Origin of the sequence: Micromonospora humi (assembly GCF_900090105.1) — a bacterium.
Classification (GTDB): domain Bacteria; phylum Actinomycetota; class Actinomycetes; order Mycobacteriales; family Micromonosporaceae; genus Micromonospora; species Micromonospora humi.
Genome location: NZ_FMDM01000001.1, coordinates 212545 through 238435, shown reverse-complemented (window position 1 = coordinate 238435; position 25891 = coordinate 212545). Strand labels below are relative to the sequence as shown.

The window sequence follows — 25891 nt, the reverse complement described above, 5'->3', positions numbered from 1 at the left end:
CGGCACCGGGAGCCCCGGTCCAGGGGCTGGATGACATCCCGGAGCCTACGGAGGGCAAGCCCGACATAGGCCGCATATGCGGTTAAAACGATGAGAAGGGGAGGAAGTGCCTCCACCGCCGGCCGACCCGGAGGCGGCCGGCGGCGGAAACCTCAGCTCAGCTCGGTGGTCGTCCAACGCGCGGACGCGTTGGTGACCGGGACCGTGTCGCCGACCAGCGTGGTCGACGCCTCGGTGTCCCGCCGCGCGCTGGTGCCGACCCACAGCTCCACCGCACCGGGCTCCACGACCCGGGTCAGCGTGCGGTCGGAGAAGGCCAACCGCGTCGTGGGCACCGTCAGGCCGACCGTCACCGACTCCCCCGGCTCCAGGCGCACCCGCCGGTAGCCGAGCAACTGCGCCACCGGCCGGGTCACCGGGGCCACCACGTCGTGGCCGTAGAGCTGGACCACGTCGTCGCCGGCGACCGCGCCCGTGTTGGTGACGCGCACCGTCACCGGCAGCGCGCCGTCGGTGGGCACGGTGGCCGGCACGGTCAGGTCGCTGTGCACGAACGTCGTGTACGACAGGCCGTGGCCGAACGGCGCCGCCGGCGTCGCCGGCAGGTTGGTGCCGTTGGCGCCCGCGCCGAGCGTCGGGTGCAGATACGAGTACGGCTGCGCGCCGGCCGAGCCGGGCAGGCTGACCGGCAGCCGGCCCGACGGGTTGACCCGCCCGCGGAGCACGCCCGCGATCGCGCCCGCGCCCTCCTCGCCGGGGAAGAACGACTGCACCACGGCCGCGCACCGGGTCAGCGCCCAGTCGATCGCGTACGGGCGGCCGGTGAGCAGCACCAGCACGACCGGGGTGCCGGTCGCCAGCACCGCCTCGACCAGCTCCCGCTGGACACCGGGCAGCTCCAGGTCGTCCCGGTCGCAGCCCTCGCCGACCGTGCCCCGGCCGAAGAGGCCGGCGTGGTCGCCGACGACCAGGACGGCGACCTCGGCGGCGGACGCGGTGGCGACCGCCTCGTCGAAGCCGGACCGGTCGTCACTGTCCACGTCGCAGCCACCGGCCCAGGTGACGAGGTCGGCGCCCAGTTCGGCGCGCATCGCGTCCAGGACGGTCGGCACCTCGAAACCGGCCTCCACGCCGGGGTGCTGGACCAGCACGTGGTTGAGGAAGGAGTAGCACCCGAAGAGCGCGCCCGGCCGGTCCGCGTTCGGGCCGACGACCGCCACCCGCCGGCCCGCCGGCAGCGGGAGCACGCCCTGGTTGGCGACCAGCACGATCGACTCCTCGGCGAGGCGGCGGGCGATCGCCCGGTGCTCCGGCGGGTCCAGGTCGATCGCCCGGGGCGGCTCGTCGGCGAACGTGGCGTCGAGCAGCCCCAACTCCTGCTTCTGGCGCAGGACCCGCAGCACCGCCCGGTCCACCAGCGCCTCGTCGACGGTGCCGGCCCGGACCGATTCGGCCAGGGTCAGGTAGGCGTCGCCGGTCGGCAGCTCGATGTCCAGGCCCGCGGCCAGCGCCTGCCCGGCCGCGTCCGCGTTGTCGGCCGCGACGTGGTGCAGCAGGTTCAGGAAGGCGACCCCGTAGTAGTCGGCCACCACCGTGCCGTCGAAGCCCCACCGGTCCCGCAGCACGCCGGTCAGCATCGCCGGGTCGGCGGCCACCGGCACCCCGTCGATCTCGGCGTAGGAGTGCATGACACTGCGCGCGTCACCGTCGAGGATCGCCATCTCGAACGGCAGGAACAAGACGTCCGCGAGTTCCCGGGGGCCGGCGTGCACCGGGCCGAAGTTGCGCCCGGCCCGCGACGCGGAGTAGCCCGCGAAGTGCTTCAACGTCGCGAGCACCCCCTGCGACTGCAGGCCGCGCACGTACGACGTGCCGATGGTGCCGACCAGGTAGGGGTCCTCGGCGACGCACTCGTCGACCCGGCCCCAGCGCGGGTCCCGGATCACGTCGAGCACCGGGGCGAGCCCCTGGTGGATGCCGAGCGCCCGCATCGACGACCCGATCGCCGCGGCCATCTCGGTCACCAGCTCCGGGTCGAACGCGGCGCCCCAGGCCAGTGGCGTGGGGAAGGTGGCCGCCTTCCACGCCGACAGGCCGGTGAGGCACTCCTCGTGCACGATCGCCGGGATGCCCAGCCGGGTGCCGGTGACCAGGTTCCGCTGGAACTCCCACAGCCAGGCCGCGCGCGCCACGGCGTCGACCGGACGGGTGCCGTAGGCGCGGGTGAGATGACCCAGCCCGTGCCGGACGAAGTCCTCGAGCCGGACGGCGTCGGCGAACTCGCCCTGCAGGGGCGCGACCGCCTCGCCGTCCGCCTTCTCCCAGAACCCGACGAGCTGCGCGACCTTCTCGTCGAGCGTCATCCGGCCGAGCAACTCGCGCACCCGTGCCTCACCGGTGCGCCCGTCGGGCCGGTCGTGGTCCGGAACTGCCTGGACCGGCGCCGGCCCGCCCACCACCGCGTGGACCTCTGTCATGGTGTGCCTTTCCCTTGGTTGTGCTCGTACCGCTGCCGCTCAGCCCTTGACGGCGCCTTGCAGGCCGCCGACGATCTGCTTCTCGGCGAGCGTGAAGAAGAGCAACGCCGGCAGCATCGCCAGCGAGGTGAAGGCGAGAACGCCCGCCGTGTCGGTGGTGTACTGGCTGGAAAAGTTCTGCACGCCCAGCGGCAGGGTGTGCAGGTTGGCGTCACCGAGGACCAGCAGCGGCAGCAGGAACGCGTTCCAGCTCGCCACGAACGCGAGGATCCCGACGGTGACCAGCGCGGGTCGCGACAGCGGCAGCACGATGCGCCAGAGGAAGCCGAGCCGGTCCGCGCCGTCGATCGCGGCGGCGTCCTCCAACTCCCGGGGGATGGCGGACAGGAACGGTCGCAGGATGACGATCGTGATCGGCAGTGAGAAGGCGACCTGCGGGAGGATCACCGCGTAGTAGGAGTTGATCAGGTTCAGGTCGCGCAGCATCAGGTAGAGCGGCAGGATCGCCGCACCGGCCGGGAAGAGCAGGCCCAGCGTGAAGAAGGTGTGCAACGCCTCCCGCCCACGGAAGGTGTAGCGGGCGATCACGAACGCGGCGCAGAGGCCGAGCACCACGACGCCGAGCGTGGTGCCGAGCGCGATCACCGCGCTGTTGAACGCCTGCCGCCAGAAGTCGCTCTGGGTCAGCACCCGGGCGTAGTTGTCCCAGACCCACGGGTCGGGCAGCCCGGCCGGGTCCGCGACGATCTGCGGAGTGGTGCGAAAGCCGCCGACGATCACGTAGACGATCGGCGCGATCGACACCGCCGCGACGGCGAGCGCGAGCGCGTACGTCAGCGGCGTGCCCCAGGTGAGCGGGCGACGGCTGGCGGGCCGGGAGAGGACGGAGTTCGCGGTCACGTGTCAGTTCGCCCTTCTCGTGATGGCGCCCTCGATGTCCCGGCGGAGCAGGAAACGCTGGAACAGCAGCGCCGCGACGAAGGAGATGACGAACAGGATCACGGCAACCGCGTTGCCGTAGCCCCACAGCCGGGCGAAGAACCCGTTGTCCACCATGTAGGTCGCCATGGTGGCCGACGCGCCCAGGGAGCGGACCGCGGGCACCGAGGTCACCCAGACCACGTCGAAGACCTGCAACGAACCGATCATGGACAGGAACATCCAGATCCGGATCGTCGGGCCCAGCAGCGGCAGCGTGATGTGGCGCTGGATCTGCCACCAGCTCGCGCCGTCGATGGCGGCGGCCTCGGTCAGCTCGTCCGGCACGTTGGACAGGCCGGCGAGCAGCAGGATGATGGCGAAGCCGACGTACTTCCAGGTGAGGACGAACAGCAGGGTCCAGATGACCACGTCGAGGTCGGCGAGCCACGCCTGCACGAAGCCGCCCAGGCCCACCGCCCGCAGCAGCACGTCGACGGTGCCGTCGCCGGTCAGGATCAGCTTCCACATGATGCCGACGGTGACCTCGGCGAGCACGTACGGCACGAACGCCAGCAGGCGGAACGTGGAGCGCCCGCGGAAGCGCCGGTTGAGCAGCAGCGCGACGCCCAGCGCGATCGGGCCCTGGATCAGCAGCGACCCGAACACGACGATGGCGTTGTTGCGCAGCGCGTCGAGGAAGATCGGGTCCTGGAAGGCCAGGACGTAGTTCTTGAAGCCGACGTACTCGGTGGGCGGGCCCACCCCGCGCCACCGGAACAGGCTGTAGTAGAACGCGAAGCCCATCGGCACCAGCACGAAGGTCACGTAGACGACGAGCGCCGGCGTGGTGAGCCCGACGATCTCGTACCACTTGCGACGGGTCTGGGCCCGGCGGGCGGACGGGCGCGCGGCGGGCCGGAGGCCCGCCGGCGGCGCGGAGACGCCGCCGGCGGGGAACCGGGTCTGGTCGGTGGAGGTCACTTGCTCGCGGCCGCCTTCATGGCCGCGACGACCTTCTCCGGGCTGCCGTTGCCGGCGAAGATGGCGACGATGGCGTCGTTCATCGCGTTGCCGACCGTGCTGCCGTAGGCGGTGTCCAGCCAGAGCTGCACGTAGGTGGCGTCGGAGGTGGCGGTCAGGATGGACTTCAGCGCCGGGTCGGTCACGCCGTCCGCGGCGCCCTTGGCGACCGGGAGGCCGGTGCCGGTGGCCGCGTAGCCCTTCTGCACCTCGGGGCTGACGATGTACTTGAGGAACTCGACGCACTCCGCCGGGGCCTGCTTGGCACAGGCGAACCCGTCGCCGCCGCCGAGGGCCGCCTTGGGGTCACCCGCCGATCCGGAGATCGCCGGCACCGGGAACCAGCCGAGGAACTTGGCGAGCTTCGCCTTGTCGGTGGCGACCGTGTCCAGCGTGCCGCGGTTCCAGTCGCCCATCAGCTCCATCGCGGCCTTGCCGTTGGCCAGCAGGCCGTTCGCGCTGGTCGGGTCGTTCTGACCGGGCGTGGCGATGAAGTTGTTCTGGAACGGCTTGGTGTCGATGAAGGCCTTGAGGTCCTGGCCGGCCTTGACGAAGCACGGGTCGTCGAAGTTCCGGTCGGTGGTCGCCTTCTTCAGCGTGTCGACCGAGCAGGCCCGCAGCGCGAAGTTGTACCACCAGTGGGCGGCCGGCCACTTGTCCCCCGCGCCGAGGGCGATCGGGATGACGTTGGTCGCCTTCAGCTTGGCGACCGCCGCGTTCAGCTCGTCGAACGTGGTCGGCGGGGCCGTGATGCCCGCCTTGGCGAACATGTCCTTGTTGTACCAGACGCCCTCGATGCCCATCCGGAACGGCAGGCCGTACTGCTTGCCGTTCACCTGCCAGATCTCGGAGGCGCTGCCGATGTCGGCGACCTCGCCCTTGACCTGCTCGGTGATGTCCTTGAGGTAGTCGGCCTCGACCTGCTCGCGCATCTCGCCGCCGCCCCACGCCTGGAAGATGTCCGGCGGGTCGTTGCTCAGCAGCGCGGCGGGAAGCCGGGTGCGCTGGAGCTGGTTCGTCTCGATCGCCTCGATCTCGATCTTGACGGTCGGGTGGGCGGTGGAGAAGTCCTTGGCGACCTTCTCCCAGTACGTCTTGCCGGGGCCGTCCTGGGAGGCGTTGTGCCACCAGGTCAACGTCACCGGGTTCTTGTACAGCTCACTTCCCGTGTCTGCTGCTTCGTCGTCGCCACCGCCGCTACATCCGGCGGCGACGAGGGCGCTTGTCATCAACAGTGCCAGGACGGCACCGGCGCGGCGCTTCATCGCCATTAGATGTCTCCTCGACCGCTCAGTCGGGTTACCTGTCGGGGAGTTTTACAGTCACGAAACTTGATGTCAATCGGTATCGATAACGTTTTCGAAACCGTCGCGACGCGGCCCCGGACGCCCTCTATCATCGTCGGCGTGGCCTTCCCGCAGCGCGTCAAGATGTCCGACGTGGCACGTACCGCCGGCGTCTCGGTGGCGACCGTATCAAAGGTTGTCAATGGTCGGTACGGCGTCGCCCAGGCCACCGTCGAGCGCGTGCAGCAGGTCATCCACGACCTCGGGTACGAGGCCGACCTGGGGGCGCAGAGCCTGCGCAGCCACCGCACGAACGTCCTGGGCATCCTGGTCGCCGAGTTCGAGCCGTTCTCCACCGAGCTGCTGAAGGGCGCCTCCCGGGAGGTCGCCGGCAGCGGCTACCAACTGCTCGCCTACTCCAGCGGCGACGGCGAGGGCGCCGCGATCGGCTGGGAACGACGCTCCCTGGCCCGGCTCTCCGGCACGCTCATCGACGGCGCGGTGATCGTCACGCCGACCGTGGTCGAGACCAAACACGGCTTCCACGTGGTGGCCGTCGACCCGCACACCGGCCCGTCCGGCCTGCCCACCGTCGACTCGGACAACTTCGCCGGCGCCGTGCTCGCGACGAACTACCTGCTCTCCCTCGGCCACCGGCGGATCGGGCACATCAGCGGGCGCCCCGACCTCGAGTCGGCGCGCCTGCGCGAGGCCGGCTTCCGACAGGCCATGGCCGACGCGGGCGTGGCGGTGGACGAACGGCTCGTGCGCGTCGGCGGCTTCCGGATCGAGGGCGCCGCCGGCACCGCCGCGGAGCTGCTCGCGCTCCCCGACCGGCCGACCGCCATCTTCGCCGGCAACGACCTGTCGGCGATCTCCACGCTCGACGTCGCCCGGGCCATCGGCATCGCGGTCCCGGACGAGCTGTCGGTGATCGGCTTCGACAACGTCCCGGAGTCGGCGCTCGTCGACCCGCCGCTGACCACCATCCGGCAACCGCTGCAACGGATGGGCGCCGAGTCGCTGCGCCTGCTGATCGACCTGATCGCCGGCGTGGAACGCGACGCGCACATCCGGCTTCCCACCGAGCTGGTGGTGCGGGCCTCCTGCCGGCCAATCGGCTAGCCGAGCGTCAGACGGCCGAGCGCGACCACCGCTGGTTGGCGCCGCTGTTGCACGGATACTGCTTGAGCACCACGCCGTCCGCGGTCGACGCGGCCGGCACGTCCACGCACTTGCCGCTGTGCCGGGCCCGGAGCTGGAACCAGCCGCCGTCGGCGACCATCTGGAACTGCTGGTTCGCGCCGCTGCCACAGGTGTACTGGATCAGCTCGGCGCCGTCGGCGGTGGAGGCGCCCACCACGTCGAGGCACTTCCCGCTGTGCCGGCTGACGAGGCGCCACCAGCCACCGCCGGCGTCGGCGAACTGCCACTGCTGCCACGCGTTGCCGCCGTAGGTGTACTGGCCGACGCGGGCGCCGTTGTCGGTGTTCGGTGACTGGACGTCCATGGCCTTGCCGCTGTGGCGCACGACGACCCGGTAGAACGTCCCGGTCGACGGCGGAGGCGTGGTGGGGCCGCCGCCGACGGTGTCGCCCCACCCGTAGCGGATTCGGTCCGCGCCCGAGGGGTTGCGGACGGCAAGGCGGAGGTCGGTGCCGCTGCCGCCGAGGGAGAACATCGAGTACCAGTCGTACCCGATGGTGCCGGGCTTGCCGCCGAGGGCGGGCCAGTAGGTGCCGCCCATCCGGTTGTCGCGCATCACCTGGGCCATGGCGCGGATGTGCCGCACGAAGTTGTCCGTGCTGTTCGCGTCGGCGTAGTCGCGGCCGTCGTTCATGGGCGCGCCGAACTCGGTGACCACCGCGCGGGAGGCGCAGTTGCCGAGGCGGGTCCGGATGTGGCTCCGGAAGGCGTCGTAGCTCATCGGCTCGTAGAAGAACGCGTAGTGGTGGAAGGAGAAGAGCGTCGAGGCGAAGCGCGGGTCGTCGCAGACGTCACGCAGGTCCTGGCTGAACCCGGTGCCGCCGATCAGCACCCGGGCGGGCACCGCCGAGTAGTGGTAGCGGAGCCACTCGGCCGCCACGTCGCGCCACTGCGCCGAGCTGTAGCCGTGCGGCTCGTTCATCGGCTCGAAGTAGACGTTCGGGTTCGCGCCGTAGGTGTTGGTCACCGTCGACCACATCGCGTTCCACGCGGCGAGGTTCGTGATCCGACCGCCGGAGGCGGCGCCGTCCTCCCAGTAGGCCAGGATGACCTTGAAGCCGCGGGCGGTGGCGGCGTCGACCGCACCCCGGTAGGCCTCCCACCAGGTGGTGCCCACCGTGTGGGTGTTGATCGGCAGCCGGACGGTGTTGACCCCCATGCTGGCCGCCATGGCGTCGTAGAGGGCGTCGGCCTTGGCGCGCACCGTGGCGTTGCTGTCGGACGCGGTCAGGCCCTGCACGACGAGCGGACCGGTGCTGAAGTTGTCGCCCAGCACGGCCCAGTTCATGCCCCGGAAGCCGTCGGTGGCGGCGGTGGCCGGCGGCGACGCGACGACCACGCCGCCGATCGTCGCGGTCAGGGCCGCCACCAGGGCGATCAGCGTGCGACGAACCGATCGACCTCGCGCCATGACGCCTCCATTTAACGATGCTCATCTATGTTCACGTTAACAGCCGCGCACGTCAAGGCACCGAGGAGTGGCGCGGGCGATTGACGGGCCGCATCGACCGCCGTAACGTTCCGGCCGAGTTTCGGAAATGTTCCCGGAAGTTTCGGACGTTCGCGCTCGCCGGAAGGACCACCATGAAACCGAGCCGCTGGCTCGCCGCCGGCCTCGTCGCCGTCGCGACCGCCGCCGCCCTCAACGTCGTGCCCGCCACCGCCGGGCGCCCCTACGACCCGACCACGCAGAGCCTGCGCGACCTGGCCAAGCGCCACGGCCTGTACGTGGGCACCGCAGTCGACATGGCCGCTCTCGACAACGCCGCCGAGCCCCGCTACCGGGAGTTGGCCGGCTCCGAGTTCTCCACGGTCACCGCCGAGAACGTGATGAAGTGGGAGAGCCTGGAGCCCACCCGGGGCACCTACAACTGGGGTCCGGCCGACGAGCTGGTCGCCTTCGCCCGCCAGCACCAGCAGCGGGTCCGCGGCCACGTGCTGGTCTGGCACAACCAGTTGCCGACCTGGCTCACCGAGGGCGTCGCGGACGGCTCGATCGACACCGCCGAGCTACGGAAGATCCTGCGCGACCACATCACCGCCGTGGTCCGCCACTTCAAGGGCCAGATCTGGCAGTGGGACGTGGTCAACGAGGCGGTCAGCGACCCCTGGGACACCCCGTCCACCCTGCACTACAAGGGCTTCTGGGCGCAGCACCTCGGCCCCGGCTACGTCGCCGACGCCTTCCGCTGGGCCCGCGCCGCCGACCCGAAGGCGCTGCTGTTCTACAACGACTACAACATCGAGGCCTTCGGCTCCGGCAACCCGGCCGACGACAAGACGCAGTTCGTCTACGAGATGGCTCGTGACCTGCGGGCCCGGGGCGTGCCGATCGACGGCGTCGGCAGCCAGGGCCACCTGGGCACCCAGTACGGCAACTACGACACCCTCCAGGTCGTCGCCGCGCTGCGGAAGTTCGCCGGGCTGGGTCTGGCGACGGCGTTCACCGAGGTGGACGTGCGCAGCCAGATGACCGCCGGGGTGCAGGCGGGCGACTCCGCCGAGATCAACCCCCGGTTGCAGGCGTCCGCGGCCAACTTCAGCACGCTGCTGCGGGCCTGCCTGGCCGAGCGGCACTGCCTGTCGTTCACGCTCTGGGGCTTCACCGACAAGCACTCCTGGGTGCCGGGCGCGTTCTCGGACCCGCCGGAGGGGCTGGCCACCGTCTACGACGAGAACTACCGGCCGAAGCGGTCCTACCAGGAGTTGAAGGCGGACCTCATCTACTCCGGGCCGCCGTTCGTGCTGCCCCGCGTACCGCAGCAGCCGCGCCGGTAGGCCACGCTCACGCTGTCCGGCGGCGGAGTTCCGACTCCAGCCGCCGGATCAGCGTGCTGCGGGCCTTGCCGCGGCGCTCCCGGCGCAGCGCCGCGTCGAGCTGGCGCCGGTCGAGTCCGCGCACGAGCTTGGCCGCCTCCGCCACCGGCAGCTCGGTCACCTGCTCGGCGGCGGTCGCGTCCCGCCGGGCCCGCTTCGCCGGGCCGGTGTTCGGGACGTACTGCCGGCCGGAGCGCGACGCGCGCCGCTTGCGGGTGTCGGTCGCCCGCCGGTCCTTCTCCGACAGCTCCTCCCATGCCTGTTTCGGCAGGTAACGCTCGGTTTCGCCGTCGTGCCGGGCACGGGTGTCACCGGAGCGGGTCTGCCACTGCTCGCCGCCCCAGCGCTGCAACGAGCGCTGTCGTGCGTCCTTCGGGCCCTCGAAGCCCCCGCCGCGCTTCTTGTACTCGTTGGTCAGCAGCTGCGACTTGCGGGCCGACCACTGCCCCGGCCGGCCCCCCTTGTCGGAGGCCTTGATCTCCTCCTTGAGCTGCTCCCGGAGCTCCGGCTTCGTGTACTTCGCCATGACCCGGCGTTACCCGGAGCGGGCGCGGCCATGCCCACCTCAGGCGGCGGCGTAGGCGAGGTCCATCGTGTCGACCCGGCCGGACCAGGCAAGCCGCAGGTGCCAGCACCCGGCCGCGGGCAGGTCGACGATGGACGGTCCGGGGCCACCGGCGACCTCCCGGGTGACCCGGGCGCCGCTGCCGTCGCGCGTCGCGGTGATCACCAGCGTGGTGGACGCCGCCGGGTCGGGCGAGGCGGACGCCGGACGCCCCACCCAGAGGATCTTGTTGGTCGGCCCCCCGCTCCGGCTGACGGTGAGCGGGTGCCCGAACAGGATCGCGACGATCTCGCCCCGGTCGCCGAGCACGTGTGCCATCCGGGTGTCCCCGCTGAACCCGGCGTCCGCCCAGTCCGGCAGCCGACCCGTCGCCACCGGGGAGTGACAGCCGGTCGACGCGGCCGGTGTGGCGGCGCTCGACGCGGCCGGCGGCGGAGTCGGCGATCCGGAGCTCGTGCAGCCGCCCAGCAGCAGCACCGACACCAGCGAGATCCTGCCCGGACGGGACATCCGGCACCCCCGATCGATCGACGACGAACCCGTCACCAGGACACCGGCCACGCCCGGGAGGTTCCCCGCTCAGCCCAGCGAGCCCGCGATGTCGAGCGCCTCGCCCTCGGTGAGGTCGCCCTCCAGGCGGTAGCTCACCCCGGCGTCCTGCCAGATCAGCGTCGCGGCGGACAGGCGCGCGGTGGCCACCCGCACCGTCCCGCGCCGATCGACGTACGCCAGCGCGTGCGGGCCACCGACCCAGATCGCGAAGTCGCCGTGCACCTGGGTGAACGTCACGTCCGCGCCGGCGGCCTGCTTGTGGAACGCGACGTCGAGCGAACCGTCGAACGCGTCCAGGCGCAACGCCCCGCCCCGCCAGAGCAGGCTCGCCACCCGGTGGGCGCCCGCGCCGTCCGGGTCGGCGACCAGCACCCGTTCGGGGGCGCCGAGCCGGGCCGGCACCCGGATCGGGAAGCGGACCTGCCGCTGCGCCTCGGCGGGCGCGACCGGGCGCTGCCCCGGCAGCGGCGACGGCGTTCCGGTGGGTGACGCCGGGGCGCCCGAGGTGTCCACGACCACCCCGGCGAACCGCAGCAACCCGGACACCGCGTCGGCGACGGCGGCGCGCCCCGGCGGCAGCGCCGCCACGAGCAGCGCGGCGAGCGCGGCGGACAACCAGTACCGCCGGCGCCGGCGCGGCGGCGCGGCGACACGGGCGTGGACCCGGGCGACCACGTCCGGCGGCGCGGTCGGCTCCAGCCAGGCGGACAGCGCCCGCAGCTCCCGCTCCAGCTCATCCACGGTGTGCCACCTCGCGGTCGAGCAGGCCACGCAGCTTCGCCAGCGCGCGGTGGGTGCGCGACTTCACCGTGCCCCGGGGCAGCCCCAGCACGGTCACGGTCTCCTCCTCGGTGAGGTCGAGCAGGTAGCGGCAGGCGATCACCGCACGGTCCCGGGCGGGCAGCCGGCGCAGCGCCCCCACCAGCGCGGCCCGGCGCTCGGCGGCGAGGACCGCGCCGAGCCCGTCGTCCGCGGTCGCCTCCGTCCCCGGTGCCGCCGCCGCGGCCCGCAACACCAACCCGTCGCGCCGGCCGCGGGAGCGGTGCAGGTTGCGGCTCTCGTTGGCCACGATCGCGAGCAGCCAGGAACGGAACGACGCGTCCCCCCGGTAGCGGGACAGCTTCCGGTAGGCCTTCACGAACGCCTCCTGGATGACGTCCTCGGCGTCCGGGCCGGCGCCGAGCAGCACCGCCGTCCGGTACGCGGACGCGGTGTGCCGGGCGACCAGGAGGTCGTACGCCTCCCGGTCACCGGCGCGTACGCGGGTGACGATCTCCTCGTCGTCCAGGGCAACCTCCGCCTCGGTCCACTTCCCTGACACCGCCCGCGCGGCGGGGGTTCCACCGGAGTTTGACCGGTGGCCCCGGCGGAAAGAGTGGCGGGATGAGCTGGGCCAGAAGAGCCGTACCCGCCGCCGTCGCCGCCGTCGCCGCCGTCGCGGCCCGGGACCTGCTGCAACGTGACCACGCGCTGCGGCGCAACTTCCCCGTCCTGGGCCGCGCCCGCTACCTGCTCGAGTCGATCGGGCCCGAGCTGCGCCAGTACATCGTGGCCGGCAACGACGAGGAACGGCCCTTCACCCGCGACCAGCGCCGCTGGGTGTACGCCTCGGCGAAGCAGGAGAACAACTACTTCGGCTTCGGCACCGACAACGACATCGAGCACACCCGCGGCTACCCGATCATCAAGCACCGCACATTTGGTCGGGCCGTACCGCCGTCGACGCCGGCCGCCGGGCACGACGTGGCGCTGCCCTGCGCCAAGGTGCTGGGCGCGGCCCGTGGGCGGGCGCGGGCCTTCCGGCCGGAGTCGGTGGTCAACATCTCCGGGATGAGCTTCGGTTCGCTCTCCGGCAACGCGATCGAGGCGCTCAACCGCGGCGCCGCGCTCGCCGGCTGCCTGCACAACACCGGCGAGGGTGGGCTGTCGCCGTACCACCGCAACGGCGGCGAGGTGGTCTTCCAGCTCGGCACCGCCTACTTCGGCTGTCGGGACGAGCGCGGCCGGTTCAGCCTGGACCGGCTCAAGGACCTGGTGGCCGGCGCGCCGGTGCGGGCGTTGGAGATCAAGCTCAGCCAGGGCGCCAAGCCGAGCCTCGGCGGGCTGCTGCCGGCGGCGAAGGTCTCCGCCGAGATCGCCGCCACCCGGGGCATCCCGGCCGGGCAGGACTGCGTCAGCCCGTCCCGGCACGCCGAGTTCTCCGACTGCGACAGCCTGCTGGACTGGGTGGAGCTGCTGGCCGCCGAGACCGGCCTGCCGGTCGGCATCAAGTCCGCCGTGGGTGACCTGGGCTTCTGGGAGGAGCTGACCACGCTGATGCGCGAGACCGGCCGCGGCGTGGACTTCGTGACCGTCGACGGCGGCGAGGGCGGCACCGGCGCCGCCCCGCTGATCTTCAGCGACTCCGTGTCGCTGCCGTTCCAGCAGGGCTTCTCCCGCGTCTACCGGACGTTCGCCGAGCGCGGCCTGCACGAGCAGGTGGTGTTCGTCGGCGCCGGCAAGCTCGGCCTGCCGGACAACGCGGTGGTCGCGTTCGCGCTCGGCGCCGACCTGGTCAACGTGGGCCGGGAGGCGATGCTGGCGATCGGCTGCATCCAGGCGCAGAAGTGCCACACCGACACCTGCCCGACCGGCGTCGCCACCCAGAACGCGTGGCTGGCGCGGGGCCTGGACCCGGCCCGCAAGTCGGTGCGGGCCGCCAACTACATCCGTACGCTCCGGCGGGACCTGGTCAAGGTCGCCGAGGCGTGCGGCGTCGAACACCCCGGGCTGATCGGCACCGACTCCGTCGAGATCGTCGACGGCCGGACCGCCTCCACCCCGCTGGACGAGGTGTACGGCTACCGGCCGGAGTGGGGGCTGCCGTCGGCCGCCGACCGGGCGGAGATCGTCCGGCTGATGACGCCGGAGGCGCCGCAGGGCGGGAGCGCGCCGCCGTCGGCCACCGCCGTCGGCTGACCGGCGGTCGCGTGGTCAGAGCACCCCGGTGAGCCGCCCCCGCCAGCCGGCGAGCACCGCGCCGGGGTCGGTGTCCAGCACCCGCTCCAGCAGGGTGGCGTAGACGTCCCGGAAGTCGGTGGTGAACTTCAGGTCACCGTCGTCGAGGTCGGTCAGGCTGGGCGGCTCGCCGTGCAGGCCGCCGTCGACCGGTGCGCCCAGGAGCAGCACGTTCGAGGCGGTGCCGTGGTCGGTGCCGTCGGAGGCGTTGGCCCGGACCCGCCGGCCGAACTCGGAGTAGACCGCCACGACCACCCGGCGGCCGGCGTCGGTGCGGCCCATCCGGTCGGCGAACCGGCTCAACGCGGCGTCGAGCTGCCCGAGCAGCACCTGCTGGAGCTGCTTCTCGTCGGCGTGGGTGTCGAAGCCGCCGAGCGAGACCGAGAAGACCCGGGTGACCACGCCCGCCTCGACGCACCGGGCGACCAGGTCGAGCTGCGCGTCCAGGGACGCCCGGGCACCACCGGTGGCGGTGGCCGGTGCGGACTCCCCGTCGTCCTCCGCGCCCTCGCCGTCGTCGGCGGCCCGGACCTGCCGGACCATCCCGTCGACCGCCCGCAGGTCGGCGAAGCAGGCCGCGGCGCGGGCCCGGGCCGGCGACTCGCCGGGTGCCGCGGCACCGAGGGCGGCGAGCGCCTCCGCGCCGAGTCGCGGCGTCGTCTCCCGCTCGGTCACCGGCACCGACGCCCCCGCACCGCGCTCGCCGGCCAGCAGCGGGGGCAGGGCCGGCTCGAACGAGACCGCCAGCCGGGGGTCACCGCCGGCGCCGTCGAGCCACCGGCCCAGCCAGCCCGTGGTGCCCGGCCGGTCCGGCTGGGCGGTGTGCCAGATGTCCATGGACCGGAAGTGGCTGCGGTCCGGCTTCGGATAGCCGACGCCGCGCACCACCGCGAGCCGGCCCTCGCCGTACGCGCGGTGCAGGCCGGGGAGCGCCGGGTTGAGGCCGACACCGTCGTCGAGCCGCAGCACCTCCTCGGCGGAGTACGCCAGGTCGGGCCGCGCGTCCCGGTAGGCCGGGTCGGCGTGGGGCACGACGGTGTGCAGGCCGTCGTTGCCGCCGTACAGGGTGACCAGCACCAGGGTGCGGGCCCGCGGGTCACCGTCGCCCGCGGTGGCGAGCACGTCACGCAGGCGGTACGCGGCGGCGCCGCCGGCCAGCGCGGTCGCGCCGACCACGCCGCTGGCCACCAGGAACCGCCGTCGGGTCAGGACATCCACGGATCGCTCCTCTCAACTGACCGCGTACTCGGGGCTGACCAGGGCGGCCACCAGCAGCCGGCGCGGCTCACCGGCCAACGGGGCCAGGGCGGCCCGGGTGCGGTCGCTCCACCGGTCGACCACCAACAGCCGGGCCAGCGCCTCGGGCCGGCCGGCCGGCGGTGCGGCGGCGAGGCGGTCCAGCACCGCCGCGTCGGCGGCACCGGCCAACTGGTCGGCCAGGCGCAGCCGGGCCTGCAACGACGAGGTGGTCAGCCAGGCCGTGCCGGCCGGCCAGCCGCCGACGCTCGGCGGGCGCAACGGCACCTGGTCGAGGGCGTTCAGCCCGGACAGCAGCCGCCGCCGACCCGCCTCGGACAGCGCCGCCGGGCGCACGCCCAACTGTCGGGCCGCGCCGACCAGCCACTCGACGGGTTGCTTGACCAGGGTGTCGCGGGTCTGCGCGAACGCGGGGGCGGTGAAGATCCGGCGCAGCGTGCCGACGGTGTCCGGGCCGGCCAGGTCGGTCGGGGCCGGCACCTGCGCGCCGGCGTAGCGGAACCAGAGCCGGCCGGCGACGAACCGGGCGGCTTCCGGGCGGCCGGCGAGCAGCGCGGCGAACGAGGCGGCGTCGAAGGCGGCGCGTCGGCCGAGGATCACCTTCGGGCCCGGGTCGTGCCGCCGGGCGACGAAACGCGCCGTGCCGGTGCCCCGGTCCACCGTCCAGCCGGTGAGCGCCCGGGCGCCCTCCTTGACGTCCACCTCGCCGTAGCCGCCACCGATCCCGAGCGTGAACAGCTCCATCAGCTCCCGGGCCAGGTTCTCGTTCGGCGCCCGGCGGGTGTTCTGCTGGCCGTCGAGCCAGAGGATCAGCGCCGGGTCACGCACCATGGCGTCGACGAGCGGGACGAGCGGGCCCCGACCGAGCCGCCGCAGCGTCTGCAACTGCCGCTGCATCAGCGCCGCCGACCGGACCTTCTGCGCGCCGGTGGCCCAGTGTCCGTGCCAGAAGAACAGCAGCTTCTCGTCGCACTGGTGCTCGGCGGCGACCATCCGCGCCAGCCACCACGCGGTCAGCGCGGTCACCTGTGCCCGGCGCTCGCGGTTGGCCTGCTGGCGTTGCTCCCGTCCGGCGTCCTTGCCGAGCGCCGCCGCCGGGTCGGGACCGAACGCCGGGGCCGGGGTGGCCGCGGCGCCCCGGTCCGGCCCGTCGGGAGTGAGCAGCCGGTCGAGGGTGGCCCCGAAGCCGGCCCGTTCGGCGGCGTCCACCTCGTCGGCGGTCGGCCCGAACGTCGCCCGGCGCAGCAGGTGCGCCACCGCTTCGCGTTCCGTCATGTGAGCCGACGTTAGCGGCGCGATGTTCGAGGGCGGTAAGGACGGTGTACGGGTCACCTGCGCGAGCGTGTCACCGGTACGGCGTACCGTGATCGCCATGGCTGTGGACACCAGGCCGGCGGTGCGCGCCGGCCGCCTCCGGCTGCTGCCGCTGGTGCTGGTGTTCCTGGCCGCCGGCACCTCCTTCGCCGTGGTGATGCCGTTCCTGACGCTGTTCCTCGACTCCGAGGTGCGCGCCGACCCGCTGCGGGTCACCGTGTTCCTGGTCGTCGCGCCGCTGTCCGGGGTGGCCGTCGCGGCGCTGGTCGGGCGCCTGTCGGACCGGTGGCCGATCCGCCGGCGGCTGCTCGTGGGCGCCTCGCTGGCCGGGATGGTGGGCACCGGGCTGACCGCGTTCGTGCGCGACTACTGGATCCTGCTGGGGCTGGCCGTGACCCTCACGGCGCTGGCCGGGTCGTTGCTCCCGCAGTCGTTCGCCTACGCCCGCCAGCTCTTCGACCGGGACAGTCCGGGGCGGGCCGCGCTCGGCATCAGCGCCATGCGTACGGTCTTCTCACTGGCCTGGGTGGGCGGGCCGCCGCTGGCCGCGGTCCTGCTCTCCGTCGGCGGCTTCCGGCTGGTCTACGGCGCAGCCGCCGTCCTGTACGCGCTGGCGGCGCTGATCGCCGCGATCCGGCTGGAGGAGCTGCCCGTGCCGCCGCGGTCGGCCCCCGACGAGCGGGGCGCCGACCCACCGGGCGCGTCGCGGTGGCGGCTGGCGCTGACCGTTGTCGCGTTCACCATGTTGCAGTGCCCGCTGACGCTCGGCGTGCAGGTGCTGCCGTTGTTCATCGGGCGTGACCTGCGCGGTGACCCGGCGGACGCGGGCCTGGTGCTGGGTCTCTGCGCGGCGCTGGAGATCCCGCTGATGCTGGGGCTGGGTGCGCTCACCGCGAAAGTCCGGCTGCGGCCGCTGATCCTGCTCGGCGGCGGCTGCGGGGCCGCCTACTACGCGATCGCGGCCGTGGCTTCCAGCGTCGGCGTGCTGCTCGGCGCGCAGCTGGTCAACGCGCTGTTCATCGCCGCGGTGTCCGGCGTCGGCATCGCCTACGTGCAGGACCTGCTGCCGGGCCAGCCCGGCCGCGCCACCACGCTGTTCACCAACACGTTCCCGATCGGCGCCATGCTCGCCGGCCCGTTGCTGGGGCTCGCCACGCAGGTCGGCTTCCGGTGGGCGTACGTCATGAACACGGCGTTGTGCGCGGCCGGCCTGCTGGTCCTGCTGCTGACCCGGCCCCGGCCCCGGCCGGCCGCGCCGGCCTGACGGCGGTCAGCGGCGACGGGCCAGGACCACGTGGTCGACCAGTTCCCCCGGGTGGCCGTCCGGACCGGTGGCGGTGCGGCGGGCCGCGCCGCACCGCTCGGTCTCCCAGCGGTCCGGGTCGGGGCCGATCGCGGCGAGGATCTCCTCCGGGCTGGCGAAGCGCGGGTCGTCGGGGTCGAGCCCGGACCACGGCGGCGGCGCGCCGTGCTCGACGACGAGCAGCCGGCCGCCGGGCGCTACCGCCTCGGCCGCCGGGGGCAGCACCTTCTCCCGGGGCAGGACCAGCGGGGACTGGAAGAACTGCGCCGACACCAGGTCGTAACGGCCGGCCGGGAAGCCCTCGGCCAGCACGTCGCGGCGTACGGCGGTGATCCGGTCCGCCACACCGGCGCGCGCGGCCTCGGCCGTGAGCCGCTCCAGCGCGACGGCGGAGATGTCCACGGCGGTGACCCGCCAGCCCTGCCCGGCCAGCCAGATCGCGTCGCCGCCCTCGCCGCAGCCCAGGTCGAGCGCGGTGCCGGGCGGCAGGGCGCCGGCCACCTCGGCGAGCACCGGGTTGACCCGGCCGCTCCAGATCCGGTCGGACTGCCCGTAGCGCTCGTCCCAGAACTCGGCCGGGTCGGTGTCCGCCGGCGGGTTCTGCTGGTGCTGGTGGTGGTGCCCGGTCATGCCTGCCTCCTTCGCCGCCGGGCGCTTCGGCGGCCCGGCACCGTCATCGTGCGCGAGCGACGACGGGCCGGCAAGGAAACTTGCTGGCACGGCAAAACGGGAGGCCACCGGTCGCCCGATGACCTCCCGTGCCGGTGCGGATCGCTCAGAGGATGCTCACGCCGTACGCGTTGAGCGCCTCGGTGACCGGCTGGAAGTAGGTGGTCCCGCCGGAGGAGCAGTCACCGTTGCCACCGGAGGTCAGGCCGATCGCACTGCTGCCGCTGAACAGCGAGCCGCCACTGTCGCCCGGCTCGGCGCACACGGTGGTGCGGATCAGCCCGGAGACGCTGCCCTCCGCGTAGTTCACCGTGGCGTTCAGCGCCTCGACCGTGCCGCCGTGCAGGCCGGTGGTGCTGCCGGAGCGCTGCACCGACTGCCCGACGTAGGCGTCGGCCGCCCCGGTGATGGCCTGCTTGCCGCCGTTGTAGAGCGAGACGCTGCCCTCGGCCGCGGCGCCGTTCGTGTGCTGCACGATGCCGTAGTCGTTGCCCGGGAAGCTTCCGGTGCCGCCGGTGCCGAGCTGGCTGCTCTGGCCGGAGTCGGCGTACCAGGTGGCCGCGATGGCGGTGCAGTGCCCGGCGGTCAGGAAGTAGGTGGTGCTGCCGCTGCGCACGTTGAAGCCGAGCGAGCAGCGTCCGCCGCCCTGGGCGTAGATGGCCTCGCCGCCGGCGATGCGGGTGCCGAGCGTGCCGGCCTCGCGCTCGATCCGGACGGTGCCGTCGAGCTGCTTCGCGACGGCCTCGACCCGGGCGAGCTTCGCGCCGGTGACGGTGCTGTCGACGGAGACGACGACCTGGTTCGTCGCCGGGTCGGTCCACCAGGCGGTGCCGGGGATGCGGGCGGACCTGTCGAGCGCCGAGGTGGCACGGGCCAGCTCGTCGGCGCCGCGGGTGACGAGCCTGGGGGTGGCGCCGGCCGCGCGGACCTTCGCCGCGGCGGCGTCGTCGGTCACCGTGACGACCATGGTGCCGCCGGTGGCGGCGTACGTGCCGGCCGAGCGGTCGCCGAGTGCGGCGGCGAGCGCGGTGGCCTTCTCGGGGGTGGCGGACATCTCGGGTGCGGCGTGTGCGGGTGCGCCGGCCAGGGAGCCGGCGACCAGCGCGCCGGCCACCGTGAGGGCGGTGGCGGAACGCCGCGTTGACCCGGAGAGTCGCATGTGGATACCTCCTGGAGCTGAGCACGGGCGGCCTTTCGGCAGCCCCGGGCAGCCGTTTCGGCCGGTGAGGCTCGGCCGTTCGGGCTTCGCCGAAGTTGTCACACGTTCGTCATCAATGGCAAGCGTCCCGGTTGCTCCCGGAGGGCCTGATCTCATCCTTTGGATCACGTAGGCCCGATCGGCTCCGACTCGGCCGATTGGCGGTATTCGGCCACGTCCTTACTGGTGAGTAACGCGATCGGGGCCACCCCTGCGGAACCCCGGGCCGACCCCACCGACCAGATGACGGGACCCGGCAAGATATCGAGCAATCGACACGCGCCCACCCGGGTCGGCCCGGGACGCGGCAGGATTAGCACACGGCTCCCCGGGGCAGACATTTGTCATCGACCACGGATCCGAGGGAGCTGACGGCATGGCCAAGGGCGACATCGACACCTACCAGCAGGACGGGCAGTGGAAGAACCGCCCCGAGGGCAACGAGCGGGCGACCAGCCGCCACGACACCAAGGCGGAGGCGGAGGCGGCCGGCCGGGACATGGCGGCCGAGCGCGGCACCGAGCACGTGATCAAGAAGCAGGACGGCACGATCGGCGAGAAGAACACGTACCCGCGCAGCCGCGACCCCCGCGAGATCCCGGGCTGAGCCACAGCCCCACGAGCGCCGGACGGCGCCGGACCCGCGAGGGTCCGGCGCCGTCCGCATTTCCGCTAAAAACTTTTGTTGGGTTCCTACAACTGCTCCCGGTCAGGGTTCGGTGATTACGATATGGCGCCACTCGCTGGCAGACGGAAGGGTGAGGCAGGCCGGGGGCACCGCCGCCGCCCGGCGCTCCACCGTGGGTCAACCGAAGGGGACGGTCACGTGTTCACCCGTGTCGCCATCGTCAACCGTGGTGAGGCCGCCATGCGGCTCATCCACGCGGTCCGGGAACTGGCCGCGGAGACCGGCAGCCGGATCGAGACCGTCGCGCTGTACACCGACGTCGACCGCACCGCCACGTTCGTCCGCGAGGCGGACGTCGCCTACGACCTGGGGCCGGCGTCCGCCCGCCCGTACCTCGACCTGAAGGTGCTGGAACGCGCGCTGGTGGAGACCGGCGCGGACGCCGCGTGGGTCGGGTGGGGGTTCGTGGCCGAGGACCCGGCCTTCGCCGAGCTGTGCGAGAAGGTGGGCATCACGTTCGTCGGGCCGAGCCCGGACGCCATGCGCAAGCTCGGCGACAAGATCGGCGCGAAGCTGATCGCCGAGGAGGTCGGCGTGCCGGTCGCGCCGTGGAGCCGCGGCGCGGTGGAGAGCCTGGAGGCGGCGACGACCGCCGCGAAGCAGATCGGCTACCCGCTGATGCTGAAGGCGACCGCGGGCGGCGGCGGGCGCGGCATCCGGGTGGTCCGCAGCGACGCCGACCTGGCCGACGCCTACGAGCGCACCAGCCAGGAGGCCGCCCGGGCGTTCGGCAGCGGCGTGGTGTTCCTGGAGCGCCTGGTCACCGGCGCCCGGCACGTCGAGGTGCAGGTGATCGCGGACGGGCAGGGCACCGCGTGGGCGCTCGGCGTCCGGGACTGCTCGGTGCAGCGGCGCAACCAGAAGGTGATCGAGGAGTCGGCGTCGCCGGTGCTGAGCCCGGAGCAGACCGCCGAGCTGAAGGCGTCGGCGGAGCGGCTGGCCGTGGCGGTCGGCTACCGGGGCGCGGCGACGGTGGAGTTCCTCTACCACCCCGGCGACCGGCTGTTCGCCTTCCTGGAGGTCAACACCCGGCTCCAGGTGGAGCACCCGATCACCGAGTCGACCACCGGGTTCGACCTGGTCAAGGCGCAGTTGCACGTCGCCGGGGGCGGGCGGCTGGAGGGCAGCCCGCCGGCCGAGCGGGGGCACGCGATCGAGGCGCGGCTGAACGCCGAGGACCCGGACCGCGACTTCGCCCCCTCCCCCGGCCGGATCACCCGGCTGGACCTGCCCGCCGGCCCGGGCATCCGGGTGGACACCGGGGTCAGCGAGGGCGACACCATCCCGGCCGACTTCGACTCGATGATCGCCAAGATCATCGCGTACGGCCGGGACCGGGACGAGGCGCTCGGCCGGCTGCGCCGGGCGATGGCGAACACCGTCGTGGTGATCGAGGGCGGGGCCACCAACAAGAGCTTCGTGCTCGACCTGCTCGACCAGCCCGAGGTGATCGACGCCAGCGCGGACACCGGCTGGATCGACCGGGTCCGGGGCGAGGGGCGGCTCGTCGCGCACCGGCACTCCGCGGTGGCGCTGGCCGCCGCCGCGATCGAGGCGTACGAGGAGGACGAGACCGCCGAACGGCAGCGGCTGCTGTCCACCGCCGCCGGCGGTCGCCCCCAGGTGCAGCACCGCAGCGGCCGGCCGCTGGACCTGAAGCTGCGCGGCGTGAGCTACCGGATGCGGGTGGCCCGGGTCGGCCCGCACCGGTTCCGGGTCGGCATCGAGGTCGGCGGCGACGCGCGTACCGCCGACGTCGAGCTGGACCGCTTCGACCGGCACACCGGGCAGATCGCCGTCAACGGCGTCCGCTACCGGCTGCTCACCGGCACCCACGGGCCGGTCCACCTGGTCGAGGTGGACGGCGTCACGCACCGGATCAGCCGCGACGAGGGCGGCGTGGTCCGCTCCCCGATGCCGGCGCTGGTCGTCGCCACCCCGCTGGAGATCGGCGCGGAGGTCGAGGCCGGCGCGCCGGTGCTGGTGCTGGAGGCGATGAAGATGGAGACGGTGCTGCGCGCGCCGTTCCGGGCCCGCCTCAAGGAGTCCGCCGTCGCGGTCGGCACCCAGGTCGAGGCCGGCGCGCCGCTGCTGCGCCTGGAGCCGCTCGCCGACACCGACGACGAGACCGCCGCCGCCCCGGACGAGCCGGCGGTGGAGCTGGACCTGCCGGCCGCCCCCGCCGACGCGCCGGCGCGCAGCCGGGCCGAGCGCGGCCGGGAGGACCTGCGCGGCCTGCTGCTCGGCTTCGACGTCGACCCGCACGACGAGCGCCGGGTGCTCGACGACTACCTCGACGCGCGACGGGCCGCCACCGACGCCGGGCACCGACCGCTGGCCGAGGAGTTGGAGCTGGTCGACGTCTTCGCCGACCTGGCCGAGCTGAGCCGCAACCGGCCCTCCGGCGACGACGGCCCGGGCGGTCACCTGCACAGCGCCCGCGAGCACTTCCACACCTACCTGCAGAGCCTCGACGTGGAGCGGGCCGGGTCGCCGGAGCAGTTCCGGGCCCGCCTGGCCAAGGCGCTCGGCCACTACGGCGTCACCGAGCTGGACCGCTCCCCCGCGCTCGAGGCCGCGGTGTTCCGGATCTTCCTGGCCCAGCAGCGGGCCACCGCCGACGCCACCGCGATCGCCGCGCTGCTGCGCTCCTGGCTGCGGGAGCCACCGCCGGACGAGGCGCTGCGCGAGCCGGCCGGGCTGGCCCTGGAGCGGCTGATCTCGGCCACCCAGGTCCGCTTCCCGGTCGTCGCCGACCTGGCCCGGGGCGTGGTGTTCGCCTGGTTCGCCCAGCCGCTGCTGCGCCGTAACCGGGCCGGGGTGTACGCGCGGGTCCGCGCGCACCTGCGACACCTCGACATCCACCCGGACGCGCCGGACCGCGCCGAGCGGGTGGCCGACATGGTGCGCAGCACCGAGCCGCTGGTCCGGCTGCTCGGCCAGCGTCTGGTCCGGGACAACCTGGACAACGCCACCATGCTGGAGGTGCTGACCCGGCGCTACTACGGCAACCGGGCGCTCACCGGGGTGAGCACCCGCACGGCCGGGGGCTGCGTGTTCGTGGTGGCCGGCCGCGCCTCCTCGAGCGTCGTCTCCGCCGCGGTCCGGTTCGACGCGCTCGGCGACGCGCTGCGCGGGCTGGCCGAGGTGTCCCAGGGCGAGGAGGCCGTCGACGCCGACATCTACCTGGCCTGGGAGAGCCAGCCGGAGGACCAGGACGCCACCGCCGCCGCGCTGCTCGACGTGATCAACGCGCATCCGCTGCCCGAGCGGGTCCGCCGGCTCACCACCACCGTGGCCGGTCGCAGCGGCGCGGTGATGCACCACCACTTCACGTTCCGCCCGGACGGGACCGCGATGGCCGAGGAGCGGCTGATCCGCGGCCTGCACCCGTACATCGCGCAGCGGATGCAGCTGGAGCGGCTGCACGGGTTCGACCTGACCCGGCTGCCGTCGCTGGACGAGGAGGTCTACCTCTTCCAGGCCGCCGCGCGGGAGAACCCGTCGGACCAGCGACTGGTGGCGTTCGCCCAGGTCCGCGACCTGACCGAGCTGCGCGAGCAGGACGGCCGGCTGGTCGCGCTGCCGACCACCGAGGACACGGTGGCGGCCTGCATCGACTCGATCCGCCGGGCGCAGTCCCGGCGGCCGTCGAAGGTCCGGTTCCCGACCAACCGGATCGTCATCTACGTCTGGCCGCCGAGCGAGCTGACCCGCGAGGAGATGGAACTGATCGCCGCCCGGGTGCGCCCGACGACGGTCGGCGCCGACCTGGAGGAGATCCTGTTCATCGGGCGGCAGCGTGACCGCCGCACCGGTGAGCTGGTCAAGGTGGGCGTGCGGATCGCCTTCGACGTCACCGGGCACGGCCGGCTCACCGTCGGCGAGCCGCCGACCGAGGCGGTCCAGCCGCTGGACGACTACCGGCTCAAGGTGCTGCGGGCGGCCAGCCGCAACACGGTCTACCCCTACGAGCTGACCGGCCTGCTCGGCGACTTCACCGAGCACGACCTGGACGCCGACCACACGCTGGTGCCGGTGGACCGGCCGAAGGGGCGCAACGCCGCGGCGATCGTGGCCGGCGTGGTGACCACGCCGACGCCGCGGCACCCGCAGGGCGTCACGCGGGTGGTGCTGCTCGGCGATCCGACGAAGTCGCTCGGCGCGCTCTCCGAGCCGGAGTGCCGGCGGGTGATCGCCGCGCTCGACCTGGCCGAGCGGATGGGCGTGCCGCTGGAGTGGTACGCGCTCTCCGCCGGCGCCCGGATCTCGATGACCTCGGGCACCGAGAACATGGACTGGGTCGCCGCCGCGCTCAAGCGGATCGTCGAGTTCACCCAGGCCGGCGGCGAGATCAACATCGTGGTGGCGGGCATCACCGTGGGCGCCCAGCCGTACTGGAACGCCGAGGCCACGATGCTCATGCACACCAAGGGCGTGCTGGTCATGACGCCCGACTCGGCCATGGTGCTGACCGGCAAGCAGTCGCTGGACTTCTCCGGCGGCGTGTCCGCCGAGGACAACTTCGGCATCGGCGGCTACGACCGGGTGATGGGCCCGAACGGGCAGGCACAGTACTGGGCGCCGGACCTGCCGGCCGCGCGCGACGTGCTGATGGCGCACTACGACCACACGTACGTGGCGCCGGGCGAGGACGCGCCGCGCCGGGCCACCACCACCGACCCGGTGGACCGGGACGTCACCACGTTCCCGCACACGGTGGCCGGCGGCGACTTCACCACGGTCGGCGAGATCTTCTCCGCCACCGCGAACCCGGACCGGAAGAAGCCGTTCGACATCCGTACCGTGATGCGCGCCCTCGCGGACCAGGACCACCCGGTGCTGGAGCGGTGGGCCGGCATGGCCGACGCGGAGACCGCGGTGGTGCAGGACGTGCACCTCGGCGGCATCCCGGTGTGCCTGCTCGGCATCGAGTCCCGGTCGGTGCCTCGGCACGGCTTCCCGCCCACCGACGGCCCGGACACCTACACCGCCGGCACGCTGTTCCCCCGCTCGTCGAAGAAGGCGGCGCGGGCGATCAACGCGGCCAGCGGCAACCGGCCGCTGGTGGTGCTGGCCAACCTGTCCGGCTTCGACGGTTCGCCGGAGTCGATGCGCAAGCTGCAACTGGAGTACGGCGCCGAGATCGGCCGGGCGATCGTGAACTTCCGCGGCCCGATCGTGTTCTGCGTGATCTCCCGCTATCACGGCGGCGCGTTCGTGGTGTTCTCCAAGGCGCTCAACCCGGCGATGACCGTGCTGGCGATCGAGGGCTCGTTCGCCTCGGTGCTCGGCGGCGCGCCGGCCGCCGCCGTGGTCTTCGCCGGCGAGGTCGCCGCGCGCACCGCGGCCGATCCCCGGGTACGCGAGCTGGAGGGCCGGATCGCGGCCGCCGCGGTCACCGACCGCGCGACGTTGACCGCCGAGCTGGACGAGCTGCGCTCGTCGGTGCGGGCGGAGAAGCTGGGCGAGGTGGCCACGGAGTTCGACCGGGTGCACAGCATCCAGCGGGCGGTGGAGGTCGGCTCGGTGGACGCGGTGGTCCGCGCCGCCGAGCTGCGTCCCCGCGTCATCGAGGCGATCGAGGCGCGCCTGGGCTGACCCCGGTCGCGCCGACTGCG

19 protein-coding genes are annotated in these 25891 nt (G+C 73.3%); 6 read left to right on the top strand and 13 right to left on the bottom strand.

Annotated elements, in window-relative coordinates:
* Positions 1-152 precede the first annotated feature (152 nt).
* From GA0070213_RS01005 to GA0070213_RS00990, 4 genes are read right to left on the bottom strand one after another with little or no spacing between them, the layout of a single operon-like run.
* Positions 153-2477 (bottom strand): beta-xylosidase/alpha-l-arabinosidase, encoded by a 2325-nt coding sequence (locus GA0070213_RS01005; protein WP_091055646.1) that lies wholly within the window; start codon positions 2475-2477, stop codon positions 153-155.
* 39 nt (positions 2478-2516) lie between these two features.
* Complete coding sequence (locus GA0070213_RS01000; RefSeq protein ID WP_091055644.1) at positions 2517-3377, bottom strand: carbohydrate ABC transporter permease; 861 nt, start codon at positions 3375-3377, stop codon at positions 2517-2519.
* 3 nt (positions 3378-3380) lie between these two features.
* Positions 3381-4379 carry a carbohydrate ABC transporter permease gene (locus GA0070213_RS00995; protein WP_091055641.1) on the bottom strand — a complete coding sequence of 333 codons (999 nt, stop codon included), beginning with the start codon at positions 4377-4379 and terminating at the stop codon, positions 3381-3383.
* Positions 4376-5560 carry an extracellular solute-binding protein gene (locus GA0070213_RS00990; RefSeq protein ID WP_245716201.1) on the bottom strand — a complete coding sequence of 395 codons (1185 nt, stop codon included), beginning with the start codon at positions 5558-5560 and terminating at the stop codon, positions 4376-4378. Before GA0070213_RS00990 ends, GA0070213_RS00995 begins: the two co-directional genes overlap by 4 nt.
* Before the next feature lie 264 nt (positions 5561-5824).
* Between GA0070213_RS00990 and GA0070213_RS00985 the strand changes: the two genes are divergently transcribed.
* Positions 5825-6829: a LacI family DNA-binding transcriptional regulator gene (locus GA0070213_RS00985; protein ID WP_091055635.1), complete on the top strand. Its 1005-nt coding sequence runs from the start codon at positions 5825-5827 to the stop codon at positions 6827-6829.
* Positions 6830-6836: 7 nt separating this feature from the next.
* On the opposite strand, the gene GA0070213_RS00980 is transcribed toward GA0070213_RS00985, so the two are convergent.
* The gene (locus GA0070213_RS00980; protein WP_091055633.1) at positions 6837-8321 is read right to left on the bottom strand and encodes an RICIN domain-containing protein; all 1485 of its coding nucleotides are present in this window, start codon (positions 8319-8321) and stop codon (positions 6837-6839) included.
* A gap of 173 nt (positions 8322-8494) precedes the next feature.
* Here GA0070213_RS00980 and GA0070213_RS00975 point away from each other — a divergent pair, with 173 nt between their 5' ends.
* Positions 8495-9688, top strand: coding sequence for an endo-1,4-beta-xylanase (locus tag GA0070213_RS00975; protein WP_091055630.1), 1194 nt, complete (start codon positions 8495-8497; stop codon positions 9686-9688).
* Positions 9689-9695: 7 nt separating this feature from the next.
* Here GA0070213_RS00975 and GA0070213_RS00970 read toward each other — a convergent pair whose 3' ends face one another.
* The 4 genes from GA0070213_RS00970 to GA0070213_RS00955 form a co-directional block, all read right to left on the bottom strand.
* Positions 9696-10253, bottom strand: coding sequence for a DUF5872 domain-containing protein (locus GA0070213_RS00970; protein WP_091055628.1), 558 nt, complete (start codon positions 10251-10253; stop codon positions 9696-9698).
* Between the two features lie 39 nt (positions 10254-10292).
* Entirely contained in the window at positions 10293-10802 is a 510-nt protein-coding gene (locus GA0070213_RS00965; protein ID WP_091055626.1) for a hypothetical protein, read from the bottom strand.
* A gap of 69 nt (positions 10803-10871) precedes the next feature.
* On the bottom strand, positions 10872-11585 hold the full coding sequence (locus GA0070213_RS00960; RefSeq protein ID WP_091055624.1) for a hypothetical protein: 714 nt from the start codon (positions 11583-11585) through the stop codon (positions 10872-10874).
* Positions 11578-12165: an RNA polymerase sigma factor gene (locus GA0070213_RS00955; RefSeq protein WP_245716200.1), complete on the bottom strand. Its 588-nt coding sequence runs from the start codon at positions 12163-12165 to the stop codon at positions 11578-11580. The genes GA0070213_RS00960 and GA0070213_RS00955 overlap by 8 nt, the downstream gene beginning before the upstream one ends.
* Before the next feature lie 62 nt (positions 12166-12227).
* Here GA0070213_RS00955 and GA0070213_RS00950 point away from each other — a divergent pair, with 62 nt between their 5' ends.
* Positions 12228-13802 carry an FMN-binding glutamate synthase family protein gene (locus tag GA0070213_RS00950; protein WP_091055621.1) on the top strand — a complete coding sequence of 525 codons (1575 nt, stop codon included), beginning with the start codon at positions 12228-12230 and terminating at the stop codon, positions 13800-13802.
* A 15-nt stretch (positions 13803-13817) separates the two neighbouring features.
* Here the strand turns inward: GA0070213_RS00950 and GA0070213_RS00945 are convergent, their stop codons facing one another.
* Positions 13818-15059, bottom strand: a complete 1242-nt coding sequence (locus GA0070213_RS00945; protein WP_091055618.1) for a DUF1501 domain-containing protein — start codon at positions 15057-15059, stop codon at positions 13818-13820.
* A 12-nt stretch (positions 15060-15071) separates the two neighbouring features.
* Positions 15072-16373, bottom strand: coding sequence for a DUF1800 domain-containing protein (locus GA0070213_RS00940; RefSeq protein ID WP_091055616.1), 1302 nt, complete (start codon positions 16371-16373; stop codon positions 15072-15074).
* Positions 16374-16470: 97 nt separating this feature from the next.
* Here GA0070213_RS00940 and GA0070213_RS00935 point away from each other — a divergent pair, with 97 nt between their 5' ends.
* Positions 16471-17676, top strand: a complete 1206-nt coding sequence (locus tag GA0070213_RS00935) for a sugar efflux transporter (protein ID WP_245716199.1) — start codon at positions 16471-16473, stop codon at positions 17674-17676.
* 6 nt (positions 17677-17682) lie between these two features.
* On the opposite strand, the gene GA0070213_RS00930 is transcribed toward GA0070213_RS00935, so the two are convergent.
* Both GA0070213_RS00930 and GA0070213_RS00925 read right to left on the bottom strand, forming a co-directional pair.
* A complete protein-coding gene (locus GA0070213_RS00930) occupies positions 17683-18345 on the bottom strand; it encodes a class I SAM-dependent methyltransferase (RefSeq protein ID WP_091055613.1) in 663 nt (220 codons plus the stop codon).
* A gap of 145 nt (positions 18346-18490) precedes the next feature.
* Entirely contained in the window at positions 18491-19543 is a 1053-nt protein-coding gene (locus GA0070213_RS00925) for a S1 family peptidase (RefSeq protein ID WP_091055611.1), read from the bottom strand.
* 415 nt (positions 19544-19958) lie between these two features.
* On the opposite strand from GA0070213_RS00925, the gene GA0070213_RS00920 reads away from it, so the two are divergent.
* Together GA0070213_RS00920 and GA0070213_RS00915 are read left to right on the top strand one after the other, a co-directional pair.
* A complete protein-coding gene (locus GA0070213_RS00920) occupies positions 19959-20189 on the top strand; it encodes a DUF2188 domain-containing protein (RefSeq protein WP_091055608.1) in 231 nt (76 codons plus the stop codon).
* A gap of 219 nt (positions 20190-20408) precedes the next feature.
* Entirely contained in the window at positions 20409-25871 is a 5463-nt protein-coding gene (locus GA0070213_RS00915) for an ATP-binding protein (protein WP_091055605.1), read from the top strand.
* Positions 25872-25891 lie beyond the last annotated feature (20 nt).

Excerpts from the sequence above, each read along its gene's own strand:
- GA0070213_RS00930 (WP_091055613.1), bottom strand. The coding sequence starts at position 18,345 with ATGACCGGGCACCACCACCAGCACCAGCAGAACCCGCCGGCGGACACC.
- GA0070213_RS00940 (WP_091055616.1), bottom strand. The coding sequence starts at position 16,373 with ATGACGGAACGCGAAGCGGTGGCGCACCTGCTGCGCCGGGCGACGTTC.
- GA0070213_RS00980 (WP_091055633.1), bottom strand. The coding sequence starts at position 8,321 with ATGGCGCGAGGTCGATCGGTTCGTCGCACGCTGATCGCCCTGGTGGCG.
- GA0070213_RS00950 (WP_091055621.1), top strand. The coding sequence starts at position 12,228 with ATGAGCTGGGCCAGAAGAGCCGTACCCGCCGCCGTCGCCGCCGTCGCC.
- GA0070213_RS00925 (WP_091055611.1), bottom strand. The coding sequence starts at position 19,543 with ATGCGACTCTCCGGGTCAACGCGGCGTTCCGCCACCGCCCTCACGGTG.
- GA0070213_RS00935 (WP_245716199.1), top strand. The coding sequence starts at position 16,471 with ATGGCTGTGGACACCAGGCCGGCGGTGCGCGCCGGCCGCCTCCGGCTG.
- GA0070213_RS00975 (WP_091055630.1), top strand. The coding sequence starts at position 8,495 with ATGAAACCGAGCCGCTGGCTCGCCGCCGGCCTCGTCGCCGTCGCGACC.
- GA0070213_RS01005 (WP_091055646.1), bottom strand. The coding sequence starts at position 2,477 with ATGACAGAGGTCCACGCGGTGGTGGGCGGGCCGGCGCCGGTCCAGGCA.
- GA0070213_RS00920 (WP_091055608.1), top strand. The coding sequence starts at position 19,959 with ATGGCCAAGGGCGACATCGACACCTACCAGCAGGACGGGCAGTGGAAG.
- GA0070213_RS00965 (WP_091055626.1), bottom strand. The coding sequence starts at position 10,802 with ATGTCCCGTCCGGGCAGGATCTCGCTGGTGTCGGTGCTGCTGCTGGGC.
- GA0070213_RS00970 (WP_091055628.1), bottom strand. The coding sequence starts at position 10,253 with ATGGCGAAGTACACGAAGCCGGAGCTCCGGGAGCAGCTCAAGGAGGAG.